This window comes from Gluconacetobacter sacchari (assembly GCF_014174255.1).
In the GTDB taxonomy this organism is placed as follows: domain Bacteria; phylum Pseudomonadota; class Alphaproteobacteria; order Acetobacterales; family Acetobacteraceae; genus Gluconacetobacter; species Gluconacetobacter sacchari.
Genome location: NZ_JABEQJ010000033.1, coordinates 19,780 through 37,435, shown reverse-complemented (window position 1 = coordinate 37,435; position 17,656 = coordinate 19,780). Strand labels below are relative to the sequence as shown.

The following is a 17,656-nucleotide window of genomic DNA, read 5'->3' as shown; positions in this document are numbered from 1 at the left end:
CGCCCGCGACAGACCGCACAACCGGATCCCCGATCGTCCCAGCAGCGCGGAAACACGGAACCGACATGACCGACGCCCCCACCCTCTCGACCGATGTCGCGATCATCGGCGCCGGCCCCACCGGCCTGTTCGCGGCATTCGAATGTGGCATGCTGAAGCTCGATTGCGTGCTGCTCGACGCATTGGACAGCATCGGCGGCCAGTGCGCGGCCCTCTATCCCGAAAAGCCGATCTACGACATCCCCGCCCACCCGGCGATCGAGGGCGGCGCCCTGATCGAGGCCCTGGACCGTCAGATCGCCCCCTTCGCCGTCCCCCGCCTGCTCGGCCGCCGGGTCGAGGGCCTGGCCGGCCATCGCGGCGCCTTCACCCTGCGCACCGACAAGGGCGACGTCATCGGCGCGCGCGCCGTCATCATCGCCGCCGGCGCCGGCGCCTTCGGCCCCAACCGCCCGCCGCTGGCGGGGCTGGAGGGCTTCGAGGCCAGCGGCGCGGTGCAATATTACGTCCGCCGCCGCGCCGATTTCACCGGCACCCGCATCGTGATCGCCGGCGGCGGCGATTCCGCCATCGACTGGGCGCTGGCGCTGAAGGACGAAGCCGAGAAGATCTGGCTGGTCCACCGCCGCGACCGTTTCCGCGCCGCGCCCGAAAGCCTGCGCCAGCTCGACGAAGCCGTGGCCGCCGGCCGGATCGAGAAGATCGTCCCCTACCAGCTCCACGGCCTGCACGGCACCGACGGCACGTTGCACGGCGTCGAGGTCGCGACCCTGGACGGCGACACCCGCATCCTGGAAGCCGACCGCCTGCTGCCCTTCTTCGGCCTGTCGACCGATCTCGGCCCGATCGCGCAATGGGGCATCGATTCCGTCCGCAGCACCATCCCGGTGGTGCCCTCGAGCTGCGAAACCTCGCTGCCCGGCATATTCGCCATCGGCGACGTCGCGACCTATCCCGGCAAGCTGAAACTGATCCTGCAAGGCTTCAGCGAGGCCGCCATGGCCGCCCACGCCATCCACCCCATCGTGCGCCCCGACACCGCGCTGCATTTCGAATATTCCACCAGCAAGGGCGTTCCAGACCGCGCCTGACCCCCGGGCCGGACGGCGCGGCGACGCGCCGTCCCCCTCCCCGCTCGCAGAAGACAGGAGAAGACCGAAGACCCTTCGCCGCACCCGCCCCTTCCTGAGATTTTGATTTCCCGCCGGAGGCGCCAGGACGCCACAGATAACGCTCCGGGACAGGACGGCACAGCCCGGCATGTGTAAGGTCATCAGGAACCGATGCTCGAAGATGCGTTACTGCTCGATGCCGACGGCAGCCCCCTCGCCCAGAAGCACAGACCGCATTCCTCCGACTGGGATGAGGTCAACGCGTTCTGCGCGCAGGTCTACATGCCCTACCGCACGCGGCCCCTCGTCCGATCGCGGGCGCCCGACGCCACCATGTATTCGGTCGAAACCGGCGGCATCGTCGCCACGCGCTTTTCCTACGGCGTGCCGGTGCATCTCTCGGATTTCGATCCTACCGTCGGGCGCGTCCTGGTCCTGACCACCCTGCGCGGCGGCATTGAACACGCGGCCGGGCGCGGCGAGAGCCTCTTCACACGCGCCGGCGAGAGTTTCGTCGCCGATTGCAGCCGCACGGACTACTGGCTGAAGGCAAGCGAGGACCATCTCCAGCTCAACCTCACGATCGCCCACGACATGCTGGCGCAAACCGCCCAGCACTGGTTCGGCTTCCTGCCCAACGACGCCCTGTGGACCATGAAGGTCCGTTTCGGCGACCGGGACTCGTCATGGATCGCCCTGATGGACTATGTCGCCCGCACCGTGGGCCGGACGGCATGCGCTCCCACGCGCGCGCGCATCCACGCCCGCATCGGGGAGACCGTCTGCATCGAGCTGCTGCATCACTGGGCGGAAGGCGCGGGCATCGCGCTCGACCGTGGAAGCGCCTGCGCCGCCCCGTTCTACGTGCGGCGCGCCGAGGAATTCATGCGTGAAAACGCGGCCGCCCTGCCCACCATGGTCGACGTGGCCTCCGCGGCGGGCGTCAGCGTGCGCGCCCTGTCCGGCGCCTTCCGACGGTACCGGGATACGACGCCCAGCGCCTTCCTGCGCGAGCAACGCCTGCTCGGCACGCGGGCGGACCTGCTCGCGGCAGGCCCAGGCATGACGGTCGGCGCCATCGCCAGCCTCTGGGGTTACGTGAATTTCAGCGAATTCGCCCGGAGCTATCTCTGGCGCTTCAATGAATTGCCCTCGGCCACGCTCGCCCGCGCTCACCACTCGTTGAAGACCGCCGCCTCATAGCATTGCCGATCACAGGCCCCCACTGCCGACAGCAGGCAGATGGCGGTTCAGACCGGCAGCATTGTCCCCGCATCTATTCCGTTTCAAGGGGGCAGTTATGCATAGAACGATCAAAACCCGATGTGACGCGCTCCTCGCCGATACCGTCACGGGGGCGGTCAGGGTGCCCGGCGTCGTCGCCATGGTCACCGACCGCCGCCACACCTTCTACGAGGGCGCCGCCGGCGAGCGCCTGCTGGGCGGCGGCACAGCCATGACCACCGATACGGTCTTCCGGATCTTCTCCTGCACCAAGGCCATCGCCGGCGTCGCCGTCATGCAACTGGTCGAGGACGGCCGGCTCGATCTCGACGCCCCGGCGAAGATCCATGTCCCCGAACTCGGCGCCATGCAGGTCGTGGAGGGATTCGACGAGAACGGCATCCCCAAACTCCGCCCCCCGAAACGCGACATCACGACGCGGATGCTCATGCTGCACACGGCGGGCTTCGGCTATGATTTCTTCAACGAGCCCTATCGCCGCCTCGCCGAGTCCGGCCAGCTTCCCAGCATCGTCTCCGCAACGAAAGCCTCCATCACCGCTCCCCTGCTGTTCGATCCTGGCGAGCGCTGGAATTACGGCGTCAATATCGACTGGGCCGGCCAGGTCGTCGAGCGGATCACCGGCACCCGCCTGGGCGAGGTGCTGCGGGAACGCATATTCGCCCCCCTCGGCATGGACGATACCGGCTTTACCCTGACACCCTCCATGCGCGGCCGCCTGGCCACGCTGCACCAGCGCGCACCGGACGGAACGCTCACGCCCCTTCCCGATTTCGAACTGCCTCAGGAGCCGGAACTGCACATGGCCGGGCATGGGCTCTATTCCACCGTCGGCGACTACATGCGCTTCATCCGCATGATCCTCGATGATGGCAAGGGCGAGCACGGACGCGTGCTCAGCGCCCAGACCGTCGCCGCGATGGCCCGCAACGGCCTGGGCGCATTGAAGATCACCCCGCTCGAGGGCGTAATCCCCACCCTGTCCAACAACGCGGAATTCTTTCCGGGCCTTTCCAAATCATGGGGATACAGCTTCATGATCAACGACGAAGCCGCCCCCACCGGCCGTGCGGCCGGCGCCCTCGGCTGGGCGGGGCTGGCCAATCTGTTCTACTGGATCGACCGCAGGAACGGCCTGGGCGGATTCTGGGCCACGCAGATCCTGCCCTTCGCCGACGGTCCGTCATTCAACGGGTTCATGGATTTCGAAACAACCGTCTACGACCTCCATAAAAGCTGAACGAGCCGACCCGCGCCGACCGCAACGACGGACCGCGCGCCCCAACACGCCCCTTCAAGAAAAACAACAATACGGCTCATGGAGAACACGCCTGCGTTCTCCATGGCCGGCCGTGGGAATCCTTTCACATGTCCAGAAACCGGAACCATATCCAGATTTCGGCACTCCTGTGCCTGTCCGCCCTCTGCGCCGCATCGGGCGCGTCTTCCGGCGCATGGGCGGCACAGCAGCAATCCTCCGGCCTGGCGGCCCTGTTCGACGAAAACCGTCCGCTGGCAACGCCGGGCCTCAGCACGCTCGACGGCTCCAGCGGCGGCGGACTGGCAAGCTGGGCCACGATCGGCGGCTATGGCAGCGACAAGGGACTGGGCACGGCGTTTCACTACACCTACATCAACGTCACCAACTATCAGGACCAGAATGTCGGCATGCTGCTCGGCCTGTTCAATCGGGTCGAGATTTCATACACCCATAATTTCCTGCAGACCGGATCGAGCGGCCGCAAGCTCGGCATCGGCAATGATTATACATTCGATCTCGACAATTTCGGTATCAAGGGCCGCCTTTTCGGCAATATCGCCGGTGCGGGCCTGCTTCCGCAGGTCGCGATCGGCATGATGTACAAACATGCGCGCGACGCCCGCGTCATCGACGCCGTCGGCGGAAAATCCACGCAAGGCGCCGATTTCTACGTCGCCGCCACCAGGATCTTCGGCAAGGCCCATCTCATCCTCGATACGACCGTCCGCTTCACGCGGTCCAACCAGGTGGGCCTCCTGGGGTTCGGCGGCGATCGCGACAACAGCTACCATCCCCAGTTCGAAGGCAGCCTGGGCTATCTTCCGCCCTTCATCCCGCGCCTTGTGGTCGGCGTCGAATTCCGCACAAAGCCGAAGACCCTGTTCTTCAGTCCCGAGAACAACTGGTTCGATGCCTACGCGTCATATTTCCTCAACAAGCACCTCAACCTCACCCTGGCCTATGTCTCCCTCGGCACCATCGCCAATTTCCGCAACCAGACAGGCGTCTACGCCTCCCTGCAGACCGGCTTCTGATCCTCCCCCGCCGATGGCGGGCGGCTGCTGCCGCCCGCCATCGGCCGAAACCGCATGTGCGACATTGCGCCCCGATGAAATTGGTCTATCGTCAGGTCATCCCGACCGGAGCCCGCACTACGTGCCAGTCGCCGCTGAACCGAACGAGCCGGCGGCCTGGGCCGGCGGCATCCTGACCATCGACCTGTCCGCCCTGGCCGCGAATTACCGGACCCTGCGCGACCGGGTCGGTCCCGCCGTCACCTGCGCCGCCGCCGTCAAGGCCGATGCCTACGGGCTGGGCGCCGCGCGGGTGGTCCCGGTGCTGCACCGCGCCGGCTGCCGCACCTTCTTCGTCGCCCACCTCGCCGAAGGCGCCGCCATCCGTCCCCTGCTCGGCCCCGACAGCACGGTCCTCGTCCTCAACGGCGCCATGCCGGGGACCGAAGGCGCCCTGCACGCGGCCGGGCTGGTCCCGGTCCTCAACAGCCTGGAACAGATCGCCCGCTGGCGCACGCTGGCCCACCAGGCCGGCACCACGCTTCCCGCCGCCCTGCAAATCGACAGCGGCATGTCCCGCTTCGGCCTGTCCGAAGACGATGTGGACACGCTGCTGGCCGAAGACGCCCCGCTGGCCGGCATCGCCCCCCGACTGGTCATGAGCCACCTGGCCTGCGCCGACGAACCCGCGCACCCCGCCAACCACGCCCAGCGTACCGTCTTCCAGCGCCTGCGCGCACGCCTGCCCAGCCTGCCCGCCAGCCTGGCCGCCTCCTCCGGCCTGTTCCTGGGCCCCGACTGGCATTTCGACATGGTGCGCCCCGGCGCCGCGCTCTACGGCATCAACCCCACCCCCGGCCTGTCCAACCCGATGCAGCCGGTGGTGCGCCTCCAGGCCCGCATCATCCAGACCCGCCGGATCGGCCCCGGCACGGCGGTCGGCTACGGCGCCGGCTTCATCGCCGACCGCCCCAGCCACATCGCAACCCTGGGCGTGGGCTACGGCGACGGTTTCCCCCGCGCCATCGGCGGGCACGGCCACGCCGTCCTGCCCGACCGGCCGGACATCCTGCTGCCCATCGTCGGCCGCATCTCGATGGACTGCCTGGCGGTCGATCTCACCGCCCTCGGCGACAGCCCGCCCGCCGCCGGCACGGCGCTGGACCTGATCGGCCCGCACCATCCGCTGGAAGACGCCGCCACAGCCGCCGGCACCATCGGCTACGAACTGCTGACCGGGCTGGGCACCCGCTACCATCGCCGCTATCGCGACGACACGTCACCGCAAGACACATCACCGCAGGGAGAAAACGGGTGAAGGTTATCGTCCTGGGCGCCGGCGTCATCGGCACCACCACCGCCTGGTACCTGGCCAGACAGGGTCACGACGTCACGGTCGTCGACCGCCAGCCCGCCGCGGCGATGGAAACCTCGTTCGCCAATGCCGGCCAGGTCTCGCCCGGCTACTCCACCCCATGGGCCATGCCCGGCCTGCCGCTCAAGGCGCTGGGCTGGATGCTGAAGAAGAACAGCCCGCTGGTCGTCCGCGCGCGGCTGGACCTGCCGATGCTGCGCTGGATGGCGCAATTGCTGGCCAACTGCACCGCCCACGCCTACGACGTCAACAAGGCGCGAATGCTGCGGGTGGCCGAATACAGCCGCGACTGCCTGGCCGGCCTGCGCGCGGAAACCGGCATCACCTATGACGACCGCCAGCAGGGCCTGATCCAGCTTTTCCGCACCCAGGCGCAACTCGACCACGCAAGCGACGACATGCGCCTGCTCACCGAGAGCAACGTGCCGCACGCCTTGCTGGACGTGGCCGGAATCATCGCCCGCGAACCCGGCCTGGCCCATGCCAGCCACCTGCTGAAAGGCGGCCTCTACCTCCCCGGCGACGAATCCGGCGACGCCCACATGTTCACTCAGCGCCTGGCGCAGAAGGCCGGGGAACTGGGCGTCACCTTCCGCTACGAAACCACCATCCACGGGCTGGATGCCAGCGCGACCGAGATCATGGGCGTCCGCACCTCGGCCGGCCGGCTGACGGGCGACGCCTACGTGCTGGCCCTGGGCAGCTACTCGCCGCTGATGCTGCGGCCGCTGGGCATCGGGCTTCCAGTCTACCCGGTCAAGGGCTACTCGCTGACCGTCCCGCTCACCGACGCCTCCCGCGCCCCGACCTCCACCGTCAATGACGAGAGCTACAAGGTCGCCATGACCCGGCTGGGCGACCGGATCCGCATCGGCGGCACCGCCGAGCTGACCGGCTACGACCAGCGGCTGAGCCCCGACCGCCGCCGCACGCTGGAACTGTCCTTTTCCGAACTGTTCGGCGGCGGCGACCTCGGCCGCGCCACCTACTGGACCGGCCTGCGCCCCAACACGCCCGATGGCACCCCGGTCATCGGCCCGTCAGGCCGCTTCGGCAATCTGTGGCTGAACACCGGCCACGGCACGCTGGGCTGGACCATGGCCTGCGGCTCCGGCCAGCTCCTGGCCGACCTGATCGACGGCCGCCGCCCCGCCATCCCGCATCTCGACCTGTCCATCAGCCGCTACACGTCTCCCTGACCCCCGCGCCCGGCATCCCCGCCACGAGGCGCGGGATACGCCGCCCGCCGCCGGACCTCGCGGAGAAACCGGCTGGAGCACCAAAAAAAACGGGGGTGGCCACGCCACCCCCGCTTCATTCCGGACGCCGGGCCTTGGCCCGCGCCGCGACGGAACCGTCCGATTACTTGGACGGAGCGGCTTCCGCGGCCTTCTTCTTGTGATGATGCTTGTGCTTGTGCGTCTTCGGCGCCTCGGTCGAAGTCGTCGGCGCGGCCGGGGTGGCGGGCGCGGCCGCTTCCGGCGCGCTCGGAGCGGCGGGGGCAGCCGGCGCCGCCGGAGCGGTCATGGCGGGGGCGGCCGGAGCCGCCGGCGCGTCCTGCGCCATCGCCGGGATAGCGGCGCCCACCAGGGCGACGGTCGAAAGAGCGGCCAGGAAACGGCGTGTCGAAACGATCATTGAATGTCTCCAGAATCAGGACGTCATCCCAATCAACACCCGGATCCGCATTCCGGCGAGTCATCGCTGTCCAGGCAGCCGACGCAAGCCAGTATTACGGACCGTGCCAGCAATTGCTAGCACGCCGCCTCCGCCCCGTCTCGCATTAAAATTGCTAAATATCAGCCCTGTGGGCCACATATTGCCTTAATTGCAACGTAATCCCAAATCGAAATTCGTAACGAATTACGTCTGAACGGCGGCCGGGCACGCATCAGGCGGCGCGGTCGTAGATCTCGATCCGGTTCCGCCCGGCGTCCTTGGCCGCATAGAGCGCGCGGTCCGCCCGGTCGATCAGCGTGCTGATCTTCAGCCCGCCGCGGAATGTCGCGATCCCGCCCGAGATCGTCAGCGACAGGGTGCTTCCCGTGGAACAGGGGATGACGCTGTTCTCCAGCCGGCTGCGGATCCGCTCCGCGCAGGCAACGGCCTCCGCGCCGGAACTCTCCGTCAGCACGATCAGGAATTCCTCGCCCCCATAGCGGAAGACGAAATCGTTGCTGCGCACCGTATCCAGGATAATCTCGGCGACATGGCGCAGCGCCTCGTCACCCGCCAGATGCCCGTTGGCATCGTTGATCTTCTTGAAATGATCGACATCGAGCAGAACGATGCTGAACACCTTGTCGTGGGTCAGCGAAAAGGCGATCTCGTTCTGGATCACGACGTCGAGGAAGCGGCGGGTCAGCGTCCGGGTCAGCGGGTCCAGCCCGCTTTGCAGCGCCTCCATCGCCTGGAACAGCCGGTTGGTCAGGAACGTGACATCGCGGATGCCGTTCCGCAGCTCGGCCGGAAAGCCGTCCAACGCCGCCGCGCCGCCACGCACCGCCACGATACGCCGGTCGATGGTATCGATCAGGTCCCCCAGCAGCACGAAATCCTCGGTCCCCTTGAACAGCGTCTGCCCCTTGTGGGTCATCCACAGCCCGAACTGCGATTCGGCAACCGTCTGCAAGTCGCCCAAACGCTGCTCGCACAGGCAGAACAGGGCCTGGGTACTCCAGTCGAAGAAGGTCGTCTTCTGGGTTTCCTTCTCGAAATTCAGGTCCTGCCCCAGCGAGAACATCTTGAAGGACTGGTCCTGCTCGACCTTCTTCCTGAAATCGGTGTTATAGGCCTTGTTCATGTAGGTCATGGCGAAATCGACCATGGACTGGCAATAGATGACGGCCTGAAGCTGGTCGTCCTTCGTCTCGAAATACTCGCCGATCAGCAGATTGATGCTCATCTTGATGAAATAGAACCCGTAGGAGACAAGGTTCGGCGAGATTTCGAGCTGCGCGTGAACCGAGCCGACCTTCTCCTGCAAGGCCCGCAACCCGGGCATGTCGGTCTCCCGCATCGGGAACAGCCGCTCCAGCCACGCCAGCAGGCTGCCCGTCAGGCGCCGCTCGACCATGTCCCGTTCCAGGAAAACCGCGGCATCCGGCCGGTTGAGCAGCGCCTCGTAGAAATTGGCGACGCAGGTCCGCCCGTTCCGGCGGACGATTTCACCAAGCCCGTGCCTGATCCTGTCCGGCGTATGGGCGATGATGTAGTCCCATTGTTCCTCGACGGTCAGCGACACAAAATTCTCGGCGAAAAACACGTGAGCTTCCTTTGCGAAGACGGATTATTGTTCTGGTTCGGAGCGTCCGTGGTCACTACCCGGCCCGCGCAGGCGGCCCGCCATGTCGCGGCGGCCGGACGGCATCTTCGGGATAAGCGAAACCCCGACACGAACAGGTCGGTTTTCCATGCAAAACGGGCCACGCCGGCCCCTGGACGAACGTGAATTCATCCAGGTCCCGACATGGCCCGATCGCAAAACCAGTCGCGGCCGGTCCGGAAGCACGCATCCGGACGGCACGCGGCCCTGTCAGGCAGAGGCCCCCGCGCGGTCGCGCTTCTTGCGCTCGTGCGGGTCCAGATAGCGCTTGCGGATACGCACCGCCGACGGCGTGACCTCGACCAGTTCGTCATCCTCGATATAGGCGATCGCCTGCTCCAGGCTCATCTTGCGCGGCGGGGTCAGCAGCAGCGCCTCATCCTTGCCGGCGGCGCGGATGTTGGTCAGCTTCTTTTCGCGGACCGGGTTCACTTCCAGGTCGTTCTCGCGCGAATGCTCGCCGATGATCATGCCGACATACACTTTCTCGCCGACATCGACGAACAGGGTGCCCCGCTCCTGCAACGAATACAGCGAATATTGCGTCGTCGCCCCGTCTTCCGACGAGATCAGCGAGCCGTTGCGCCGCCCCTCGATCGGCCCGGCCCAGGGCTGATAGCCCGAGAACAGACGGTTCATGATGCCGGTACCGCGCGTGTCGGTCAGGAACTCGCCATGATAGCCGATCAGCCCGCGCGACGGGATCAGGAAGGTCAGGCGCACCTTGCCGCCGCCCGACGGCTGCATGTCCTGCATCAGCCCCTTGCGCATGGCCATCTTCTCGACGACGACGCCCGAATAGGGCTCGTCGACATCGATCAGCGCCTCTTCGTACGGCTCCTCGCGCTCGCCGGTCTCCTCATTGGTGCGGAACAGCACGCGCGGCCGGCCGATGGTCAGTTCGAACCCCTCGCGGCGCATGGTCTCGATCAGCACGCCCAACTGCAATTCGCCACGCCCCGCGACCTCGAACGCCTCGCTCTCGGGGCTTTCCGACACGCGGATGGCGACGTTGCCCTCGGTCTCCTTGAACAGCCGGTCGCGGATCTGGCGCGAGGTCACCTTCTTGCCCTCGCGGCCGCCCAGCGGGCCGTCATTCAGGCGGAAGGTCATCGACAGGGTCGGCGGATCGACCGGCATCGATTCCAGCGGCTGGGTCACTTCCGGTGCCGCGATGGTCTCGGGAATGGTCGCTTCCGACAGGCCGGCCACGGCGATGATGTCGCCCGCCTCGGCCTCTTCCACCGGCACGCGGTCCAGCCCGCGGAACGACAGCAGCTTGGTCAGGCGCCCGGTCTCGACCACCGTTCCGTCGGGGCGCAGCACGCGCACCGGCATGTTCACCCTGGCGCGGCCCTGCTCGACGCGCCCGGTCAGCACGCGGCCCAGGAAGTTGTCGTTCTCCAGGATGGTGGCGACCATGGCGAACGGCGCCTCCTTGTCCACCGTCGGCGCCGGCACATGGCGCACGATCAGGTCGAACATGGGCGACAGGTCCTTGCGCGCGCCTTCCAGCTCCTCGTCCGCCCAGCCCTGCCGGCCCGAGGCATACAGCATCGGAAAGTCGAGCTGCTCGTCATTCGCGCCCAGGGCGGCGAACAGGTCGAAGATCTCGTTATGCACCTCGTCCGGGCGGGCATCGGCGCGATCGATCTTGTTGACGACCACGATCGGCTTCAACCCGCGCGCCAGCGCCTTGCCGACCACGAACTTGGTCTGCGGCAGCGCGCCCTCCGCGGAGTCCACCAGCACCACCGCGCCGTCCACCATGCTCAGGATCCGCTCGACCTCACCGCCGAAATCGGCGTGGCCCGGCGTGTCGATGATGTTGATGCGGGTGTCCTTCCACACCACCGACGTGCATTTGGCCAGGATGGTGATGCCGCGCTCGCGTTCCAGGTCGTTGCTGTCCATCGCCCGCTCGGCGACATGCTGGTTCTCGCGGAACGACCCGGACTGCTTCAGAAGCTGGTCGACCAGCGTGGTCTTGCCATGGTCGACATGGGCGATGATGGCGATATTGCGAATATCCATACGTGTGTGACCTGACTTCCTTCGCGGGCCCGGACGGGCATGCCGGCCGCCCGCGCGCCCTTGCGCCGCGGCCGGAACCGACGGATGGTTCTGTATTCACCGGGGTAGATAGAGGGGACGCACGCGGATTGCACGCGAAACTTCACCCGCCCCGCCGAACCCTGCCCTGCACGGAACCGCCCATGCCCTCCTCTCCCGCGCGGATCGTCGTCGAGGATCTGTGCAAGTCCTATCGCGTGGCCGCCTCTCCCCCCGGCGGACGGCGCGGCCTGGCGGGCTGGCTGCCCGCCCGCCGTTCCTGGCGCACCATCGCCGCCCTGCGCGGCGTGGCGTTCACCATCGAACCCGGCACCATCACCGGGCTGATCGGCCCGAACGGCGCCGGCAAATCCACCCTCATCAAGATCCTGTCGGGTATCCTGCGGCCGGATTCCGGCCGGGTCACGGTGGGCGGGCTGGTGCCGTGGGCGCAGCGGCTGCGCCATGTCGCGCGCATCGGCGTGGTGTTCGGCCAGCGCTCGCAGCTCTGGTGGGACCTGCCGGTCGATGACGGGTTCGCCCTCCTGCGCGACATCTACCGCGTGCCCCCCGCCCTTTATCGCACGCGGCGGGCCCGCCTGGTCGAAACCCTGCGCCTGGCCGATTTCCTCGACCAGCCGGTGCGCCAGCTCTCGCTGGGCCAGCGCATGCGCGCCGAACTGGCCGCCGCCCTGCTGCACGCCCCGCCTTTGCTGATCCTCGACGAACCGACCATCGGGCTGGACGCCCCCTCCAAGCTGGCGATCCGCGCCTTCATCCGCGACCTCAACCGCCAGGACGGCACGACGATCCTGCTGACCACCCACGACATGCACGATATCGAGGCCCTGGCCGAACGGGTGATCGTCATCGGCCACGGCCGCGTGCTGGCCGACAGCCCCTTCGAGACCCTGCGCGCCACCACCCTCTCCGGGCGCCGGCTGATCGCGACCTTCGACGGCCCCGCGCCCGCGATCGCCCTGCCGGCCGGCGTGTCCCGCCTGCCCGCCGCCGATCGGGTCCTGGCCCTGGATTTCGACCCGGCGCGGATCGGCGCGGCCGACCTGCTCCGCCTGCTGGCCCCGCCCGGCACCCCGGCCGGCACGGCGGCGCCGGCCGACGTCACGATCACCCGCCCGTCGATCGAGGACGTGATCAGCCGCTTCTACGAACGCCACGCCTCCACCCCATGATGCAGGCCGCCACCCCCTACCTGGCCGCCTTCCGCGCCCGCTGGCGGACCACCCTGCGCTATCGCGCCGCGGCCCTGGCCGGGTTCGTGACCCAATGCTGGTGGGGCGCGATCAACATCATGATCTACGCCGCCTTCTATCGCATGGCCCACGGGGGCGACGGCGCCGCGGCACCGTTCGCCCTGCACCAGACCATCACCTATGTCTGGATCATGCAGGCCACCCTGGCCCTGATGCCCTGGGGCTGCGACCCCGACATCGCGGACGCGGTGCGCGGCGGCGCGGTGGCGCACGACCTGCTGCGTCCCGTCGACCTCTGGTGGTGGTGGTTCTGCCGCGCCACCGCGCGCATCCTCGGCCGGCTGGTCCCCCGCGCCCTGCTGATGCTCGCCTTCGCCGGCCTGCTCCTGCCGCGCGCCGGGCTCGGCGCATGGGCGCTGCACCCGCCGCCCTCGATCGCCGATGCCGCGCTGTTCGCCGTCTCGATCCTGCTCGGGCTGGCGCTCTCGGCCTGCATCGTCGTGCTGCTGAACATCGTCACCGTCCGCACCCTCTCGCCCGCCGGCGGCAATGCCGTCATCACGCCGCTGGCCCTGATCCTGTCGGGCAACATGCTGCCGCTGGCGCTGTTCCCCGGCGCGTTCCAGACAGTCCTCATCCTTCAGCCCTTCGCCGGGCTGGGCGACCTGCCCTGCCGGTTCTGGCTCGGCACGCTGCATGGCGGCCGGGCAATCCTCGCGCTGGGCCAGCAGGCAGCCTGGCTCGCGGCCGTGGCCGTGGCCGGCCGCGCGGCCCTGCGGCGCACGCTGCACCGGCTGGAGATCCAGGGCGGATGAACGGTCTCGCCCTCTGGCTCCGCTACGCACGGGCCTCCCTCGCCGGCCAGGTGCGCTATCGCGGCGCCTTCCTGATGCAGATGGCCGGCCATCTGGCCACCACCCTGCTGGGCTTCGCCGCGATCTGGGTCCTGTTCCACCGCTTCGGCACCGTGCGCGGCTGGACGGTGGGCCAGGTGGCGCTGTTCTACGGGCTGGTGAATATCGAATTCGCGCTGACCGAGACCATCGGTTACGGGTTCGAGCGCTTCGGCGACGATTTCCTGCGCGCGGGCGCCTTCGACCGGCTGTTGCTGCGTCCGCGCTGGACGGTGCTGCAACTGCTGGGCCACCAGTTCCGCCTCCGCCCGCTGGCCCGCCTGGCCCAGGGCGCGGCCGTCCTGGCGCTGGGCCTGGGCATGACGCCGGTGCGCCCCCTCCTGTTCACCGCGCCGATGATGCTGTGGACCGTCGCCGGCGGCATCGCCTTCTTCCTCGGCGTGCTGGTGGGCCAGGCCGCGCTCTCCTTCCGCACCATCGAGAGCCTGGAAGTCGTCAACGTCCTCACCTATGGCGGCGTCGAGGCCGGACAATACCCGTTCGACCTCGACGCCCGCTGGTTCCGCCGCCTGATGACCTGCGTGATTCCGCTGGGCGCCGTCACCTACGAGCCCATGCTGGCCATCCTCGGCCGCTCCCCACACCCGATGGCGGCCACACTGGCCCCCACCGCCGGCTTCGCCTTCCTGGCGATCATGCTGCTATACTGGCAGGCAGCCGTCCGCCGCCACGCCTCGACCGGAAGCTGACGGCCACGACTGCCCTGCGGCGCGGTCTCGCATGGCGGTTCGTTGGGCGGAAGCGAGGCCGCGCAGCGCATCGGCCTTCACACCATCAGGACGCGCTCGTGGTGACATGATTGCGAAGCCACGGCTTCAAATGCTCGAAATCAAACGTACCACCGGCGTAGAGGCCAAGAATAAAGTCTTCCGTCTCACCAGCGCCGGCCGTCAGCCTCGCGCCGTTGATGGCCAGGAAGGTCCAGGTCACGGCGAAGGCCGTGCGCTTGTTGCCATCGATGAAGGGATGGTTCTGCGACAGGCTTTCCCAGAGCGCCGCCGCTTCTTCGATCAGATCGGCATAGTAACCGGTCTGCGGCCGGAAAAGCGCCGCTTCCAGCAAACCCTGATCCCGGATGCCCGTCGCTCCGCCATAGCGCCCGATCTGATCGTCGTGGATAGCCAATATCTCAATGACGGTCGGATAGTCCGTCACTCGGCCAGTTTCCGGTAGAGCGGCGCGAATTCCTCATGGCTGGCCTGGTAGGCGGCCATGACATGGGCACGCGGACGCTGCCGTTTCCGCTTCTCGATCAGGTCGGCCAACGCCTCATCGACCAGCGCCTGGAGTTGCCGTCCTTCGCTGCGGGCCAGATCGCGCACCGCCTGCAGGATCTGCGGATCGACCTGGGTGGCGAATTTCTCACGCTGCTGGGTGGCCATGGCGACACTCTCCTGTTGAGTGCCGCAGCATATCATGACAGATCATGATACATCAAGAAACGCCCCCAGTCACCCATCCGTTCTCGATGTCCCCGATCCGTTCAACGAAATATGGGCCAAGGGGCATGAAGCCGCGAATGCAGCCAAACATCTAGGGCGCGGTCTCGCAGGGCGGTTCGTCGGGCGGCGTTCCGTCGAATGCCAGTGGATACAGCGCGTGGCGCGCGGCATAGGCTTCCAGTTCCGCAGCGGAAACGCGACCCGGCTCCGGACAGAGCTTGAGCGAGACCCCCGGCACATCGATCGCTTCGCAGGACGGGCGCAGCCGATCGACCAGATCCCCACGCCCCAGCAGCACCGTGCCACCGCGCAGAACCAGCATCTCGTCCTGCGGCCTGGCGCGCACGACGGCATGGACACCACGATGCGCGGGATCGGCGAACAGCACGAGATCGGCGAGCTTGCCGACCGCGATACTCCCGATCTCCTTCTCCGCGCCCGCGACGCGTGCCGCATTGAGCGTGACCATGCGCCACAATGCGTCATCGCTCAGCGCATCATGCAGATGGCTGTGATTGAAATGCACGGCACAGGCCAGTTCGCGATTCAGGTTCATGGACCCGGACGGCAGCCAGTCCGACCCCAGGGCGATGGTGATGCCCCGCCGCCGGGCCGCCAGCACGTCCATCGTCTGCCCATATAAGGAAAGATTGCTGCGCGGCGACCAGACCAGGCTTGCCCGCCGGGCCGCGACCAGGTCGAAATCCGCCGGAGTCAGGGCGACCGCATGGATCAGCGCGGCCTGCGGCATGATCCAGTCATGGCTCATGCCGCCGCCTCCCGCCTGGGGCGTGGTGTCGTATGTCTCCGAACTCTCGCAGCGAAATTCATTGCGCGCCGCCTCATCCCGCCCTTCGGAGACATGGGCGAGGAAGGCGCTCGCATGGGCGACCAGATCATGCGTCGCCGGATGGGGCCCATAGTCGCAATCCTGCGTGCGCATGATCCCCGGCGAATCGTCGAGGGGAAAAATCGCGTAGGTCACAGGGGCGATGGCGATCCCCTCCAGCCCGTCGCGAAAATCCAGGTTGCGCAGCAGGCCGGGCGCCATGCGCTCGGCCACGGTCGAGGTCGTGCCGCCGACCAGAAAGCGGAGTTCAATCCAGCTCAACGACAGCGGATCGCGATCGGGCCTGAAATCCTGCAACAGCCGATGACCGTCCAGCCCCTTGCGCCATTCATGACGATGGGCATAGCGCTCGCCGCTATCGGGTCGGGGGCCGATATTGTCGAAATCGATATGGTCGTGCGCGTTGATGAAGCCGGGCGACAACACGGCATCCTGGCAAAGGATGCGCGTGGCGGACGACGACGCCGCGCAACGCGCACCAACACAATCGATCCGTCCGGCGGAATCGATGCGCACTTCCCCCGGCGCAAGGATACGGTCCGGCGTCAGAATGGTCGCGCGGATCACCGTCTCGCCCGTCCCGCGCTGCACCGTGCAGGCCGGCACGGCCCATGTGGCGGCCGGCAGGAGAAAGGCGGCCACCGCAATTGCCAGCGTCGCGGCGCGTCCGATCACGCGCGCAGGGCCTGAAAGACGGTGTCGCGGAATATCTCGTGCGATGCCCTGCTACAGATGGCCACGTTCGCCGGCAGCGCGTCGCCCGTATAGATATGCGTCCCACCGAACACGTAGGACCCCCGCGTTTCGGTGCCGCTCAACTCCACCGCAACATGAACGGCTTCGAACTGAAGGGCGACGGAGGGCTCAAGGAGCATGGTGGCGGCAAACGGATCGGCATAGGTCGCACCGGGCTTGTGCCGCTTTTCGGTCTCGAATTTCAGCCGTTCCGCGTTCGATTTCAGGAAGAGCGCGCTCTTCGCCGTGCCGAATGTCGCGATCTGGTCGAAATCCGCCTGCGTCAGCATCTCCGTCTCACCCAGGCTGCCCGTCATGGCGATCGGCAGGCCCGAGCGCAGCACGATATCGGCCGCTTCCGGATCGACCATCGCGTTGAAGCTGACCGACGTGCCGATCCCTTCATAGCGTCCGCCGACGATCACGATGCCACGGGCCTTGCGGGCGATCGAAGGGTCAAGCAGCAGGGCAAGCGCGATGTTCGACAAGCCGCCGAGCGCCAGCAGCACCATTTCGCCCGGATGGGCGGAAACGATGCGCGAAATGGCGAGTGCGGCATGGTCGGGTGCCGGTTTCAGCGCGACCTCCGGCACCACCATGTCGCCGAATCCATAGCGGCCATGAATGAACCCGGCAGCCGGATAGGACCGGCCGAGCAGCGGATGATCGATACCCCGATGCACCGGTATCGTCCCGTTCTTCAGGGTCTGCACGAGGAAGAGCGTGTTCCGCACTTCCTGCTCGTAGCCGATATTGCCCGGCGTCACGGTGATCGCCTCGGTCGTGATGCGCGTGGAACCGAGCATCATGATGATCGCCAGCAGGTCGTCCGTTCCCGGATCGGTGTCGATGATCACCCGGCGCACGTCGCGCAGCCAGGGCACAGACGCGACCGGCTGCCCGAGAACCGTCCACGCCGTCTGCGCGCGGGAATGGTCCAGGGGCATGAGAGCACTTGTCAGCAGGGCTCCCCCGGCAAGAAACTGTCTGCGGTCGAGCGACATCGCGGCATCCTTTTCGTGGTCGTATCGGAATGCCACGATCCGCCGCCGGTTGCGAAACGGAAATTTGTCTCGCCGGTCAGAAAATCAGTCCGCGCCCATGCGCCGGCCAGGGCG

16 protein-coding genes are annotated in these 17,656 nt (G+C 67.3%); 9 read left to right on the top strand and 7 right to left on the bottom strand.

The annotated features are described in order from the left end of the window. The first annotated feature begins 65 nt into the window (after positions 1-65). The 6 genes from HLH48_RS18975 (at position 66) to HLH48_RS18950 (ending at position 7,205) form a co-directional block, all read left to right on the top strand. The gene (locus HLH48_RS18975) at positions 66-1,091 is read left to right on the top strand and encodes an NAD(P)/FAD-dependent oxidoreductase (RefSeq protein ID WP_182999046.1); all 1,026 of its coding nucleotides are present in this window, start codon (positions 66-68) and stop codon (positions 1,089-1,091) included. A gap of 192 nt (positions 1,092-1,283) precedes the next feature. Then, positions 1,284-2,315, top strand: coding sequence for an AraC family transcriptional regulator (locus HLH48_RS18970; protein WP_182999045.1), 1,032 nt, complete (start codon positions 1,284-1,286; stop codon positions 2,313-2,315). 97 nt (positions 2,316-2,412) lie between these two features. After that, entirely contained in the window at positions 2,413-3,597 is a 1,185-nt protein-coding gene (locus HLH48_RS18965; protein WP_182999044.1) for a methyl acetate hydrolase AcmB, read from the top strand. Positions 3,598-3,725: 128 nt separating this feature from the next. Then, entirely contained in the window at positions 3,726-4,652 is a 927-nt protein-coding gene (locus HLH48_RS18960) for a DUF3034 family protein (protein ID WP_182999043.1), read from the top strand. A gap of 121 nt (positions 4,653-4,773) precedes the next feature. Beyond that, positions 4,774-5,949: an alanine racemase gene (alr, locus tag HLH48_RS18955; protein WP_343065446.1), complete on the top strand. Its 1,176-nt coding sequence runs from the start codon at positions 4,774-4,776 to the stop codon at positions 5,947-5,949. Continuing rightward, positions 5,946-7,205: a D-amino acid dehydrogenase gene (locus HLH48_RS18950; protein WP_182999041.1), complete on the top strand. Its 1,260-nt coding sequence runs from the start codon at positions 5,946-5,948 to the stop codon at positions 7,203-7,205. The genes alr and HLH48_RS18950 overlap by 4 nt, the downstream gene beginning before the upstream one ends. Positions 7,206-7,368: 163 nt before the next feature. Here HLH48_RS18950 and HLH48_RS18945 read toward each other — a convergent pair whose 3' ends face one another. The 3 genes from HLH48_RS18945 to typA form a co-directional block, all read right to left on the bottom strand. Then, positions 7,369-7,644 (bottom strand): hypothetical protein, encoded by a 276-nt coding sequence (locus tag HLH48_RS18945; RefSeq protein ID WP_182999040.1) that lies wholly within the window; start codon positions 7,642-7,644, stop codon positions 7,369-7,371. A 253-nt stretch (positions 7,645-7,897) separates the two neighbouring features. Beyond that, positions 7,898-9,271 (bottom strand): GGDEF domain-containing protein, encoded by a 1,374-nt coding sequence (locus HLH48_RS18940; RefSeq protein WP_182999039.1) that lies wholly within the window; start codon positions 9,269-9,271, stop codon positions 7,898-7,900. Positions 9,272-9,541: 270 nt separating this feature from the next. Further along, positions 9,542-11,365 carry a translational GTPase TypA gene (gene typA, locus HLH48_RS18935; RefSeq protein ID WP_182999038.1) on the bottom strand — a complete coding sequence of 608 codons (1,824 nt, stop codon included), beginning with the start codon at positions 11,363-11,365 and terminating at the stop codon, positions 9,542-9,544. Positions 11,366-11,547: 182 nt separating this feature from the next. Here typA and HLH48_RS18930 point away from each other — a divergent pair, with 182 nt between their 5' ends. The 3 genes from HLH48_RS18930 to HLH48_RS18920 are packed head-to-tail and all read left to right on the top strand — an operon-like array spanning position 11,548 to position 14,200. Next, complete coding sequence (locus tag HLH48_RS18930; protein WP_182999037.1) at positions 11,548-12,576, top strand: ABC transporter ATP-binding protein; 1,029 nt, start codon at positions 11,548-11,550, stop codon at positions 12,574-12,576. After that, positions 12,573-13,412 (top strand): ABC transporter permease, encoded by an 840-nt coding sequence (locus tag HLH48_RS18925; RefSeq protein ID WP_182999036.1) that lies wholly within the window; start codon positions 12,573-12,575, stop codon positions 13,410-13,412. The genes HLH48_RS18930 and HLH48_RS18925 overlap by 4 nt, the downstream gene beginning before the upstream one ends. Continuing rightward, entirely contained in the window at positions 13,409-14,200 is a 792-nt protein-coding gene (locus HLH48_RS18920; RefSeq protein WP_182999035.1) for an ABC transporter permease, read from the top strand. The genes HLH48_RS18925 and HLH48_RS18920 overlap by 4 nt, the downstream gene beginning before the upstream one ends. Before the next feature lie 85 nt (positions 14,201-14,285). On the opposite strand, the gene HLH48_RS18915 is transcribed toward HLH48_RS18920, so the two are convergent. From HLH48_RS18915 to HLH48_RS18900, 4 genes are all read right to left on the bottom strand, one after another. Further along, on the bottom strand, positions 14,286-14,666 hold the full coding sequence (locus HLH48_RS18915) for a type II toxin-antitoxin system death-on-curing family toxin (RefSeq protein ID WP_182980640.1): 381 nt from the start codon (positions 14,664-14,666) through the stop codon (positions 14,286-14,288). Next, complete coding sequence (locus tag HLH48_RS18910) at positions 14,663-14,893, bottom strand: hypothetical protein (protein ID WP_182980641.1); 231 nt, start codon at positions 14,891-14,893, stop codon at positions 14,663-14,665. The genes HLH48_RS18915 and HLH48_RS18910 overlap by 4 nt, the downstream gene beginning before the upstream one ends. A gap of 151 nt (positions 14,894-15,044) precedes the next feature. Further along, positions 15,045-16,478, bottom strand: coding sequence for an amidohydrolase family protein (locus HLH48_RS23705; protein WP_182999034.1), 1,434 nt, complete (start codon positions 16,476-16,478; stop codon positions 15,045-15,047). Next, on the bottom strand, positions 16,475-17,542 hold the full coding sequence (locus HLH48_RS18900; protein WP_182999033.1) for a nucleoside hydrolase: 1,068 nt from the start codon (positions 17,540-17,542) through the stop codon (positions 16,475-16,477). The genes HLH48_RS23705 and HLH48_RS18900 overlap by 4 nt, the downstream gene beginning before the upstream one ends. Between the last annotated feature and the right edge of the window lie 114 nt (positions 17,543-17,656).

What these genes read in the sequence shown, in the direction of transcription:
- HLH48_RS18925 (WP_182999036.1), top strand. Translation starts at nt 12,573, where the DNA reads ATGATGCAGGCCGCCACCCCCTACCTGGCCGCCTTCCGCGCCCGCTGG.
- HLH48_RS18960 (WP_182999043.1), top strand. Translation starts at nt 3,726, where the DNA reads ATGTCCAGAAACCGGAACCATATCCAGATTTCGGCACTCCTGTGCCTG.
- HLH48_RS18900 (WP_182999033.1), bottom strand. Translation starts at nt 17,542, where the DNA reads ATGTCGCTCGACCGCAGACAGTTTCTTGCCGGGGGAGCCCTGCTGACA.
- HLH48_RS18910 (WP_182980641.1), bottom strand. Translation starts at nt 14,893, where the DNA reads ATGGCCACCCAGCAGCGTGAGAAATTCGCCACCCAGGTCGATCCGCAG.
- HLH48_RS18945 (WP_182999040.1), bottom strand. Translation starts at nt 7,644, where the DNA reads ATGATCGTTTCGACACGCCGTTTCCTGGCCGCTCTTTCGACCGTCGCC.
- HLH48_RS18930 (WP_182999037.1), top strand. Translation starts at nt 11,548, where the DNA reads ATGCCCTCCTCTCCCGCGCGGATCGTCGTCGAGGATCTGTGCAAGTCC.
- HLH48_RS18975 (WP_182999046.1), top strand. Translation starts at nt 66, where the DNA reads ATGACCGACGCCCCCACCCTCTCGACCGATGTCGCGATCATCGGCGCC.
- typA (WP_182999038.1), bottom strand. Translation starts at nt 11,365, where the DNA reads ATGGATATTCGCAATATCGCCATCATCGCCCATGTCGACCATGGCAAG.
- HLH48_RS18970 (WP_182999045.1), top strand. Translation starts at nt 1,284, where the DNA reads ATGCTCGAAGATGCGTTACTGCTCGATGCCGACGGCAGCCCCCTCGCC.
- HLH48_RS18920 (WP_182999035.1), top strand. Translation starts at nt 13,409, where the DNA reads ATGAACGGTCTCGCCCTCTGGCTCCGCTACGCACGGGCCTCCCTCGCC.
- HLH48_RS18965 (WP_182999044.1), top strand. Translation starts at nt 2,413, where the DNA reads ATGCATAGAACGATCAAAACCCGATGTGACGCGCTCCTCGCCGATACC.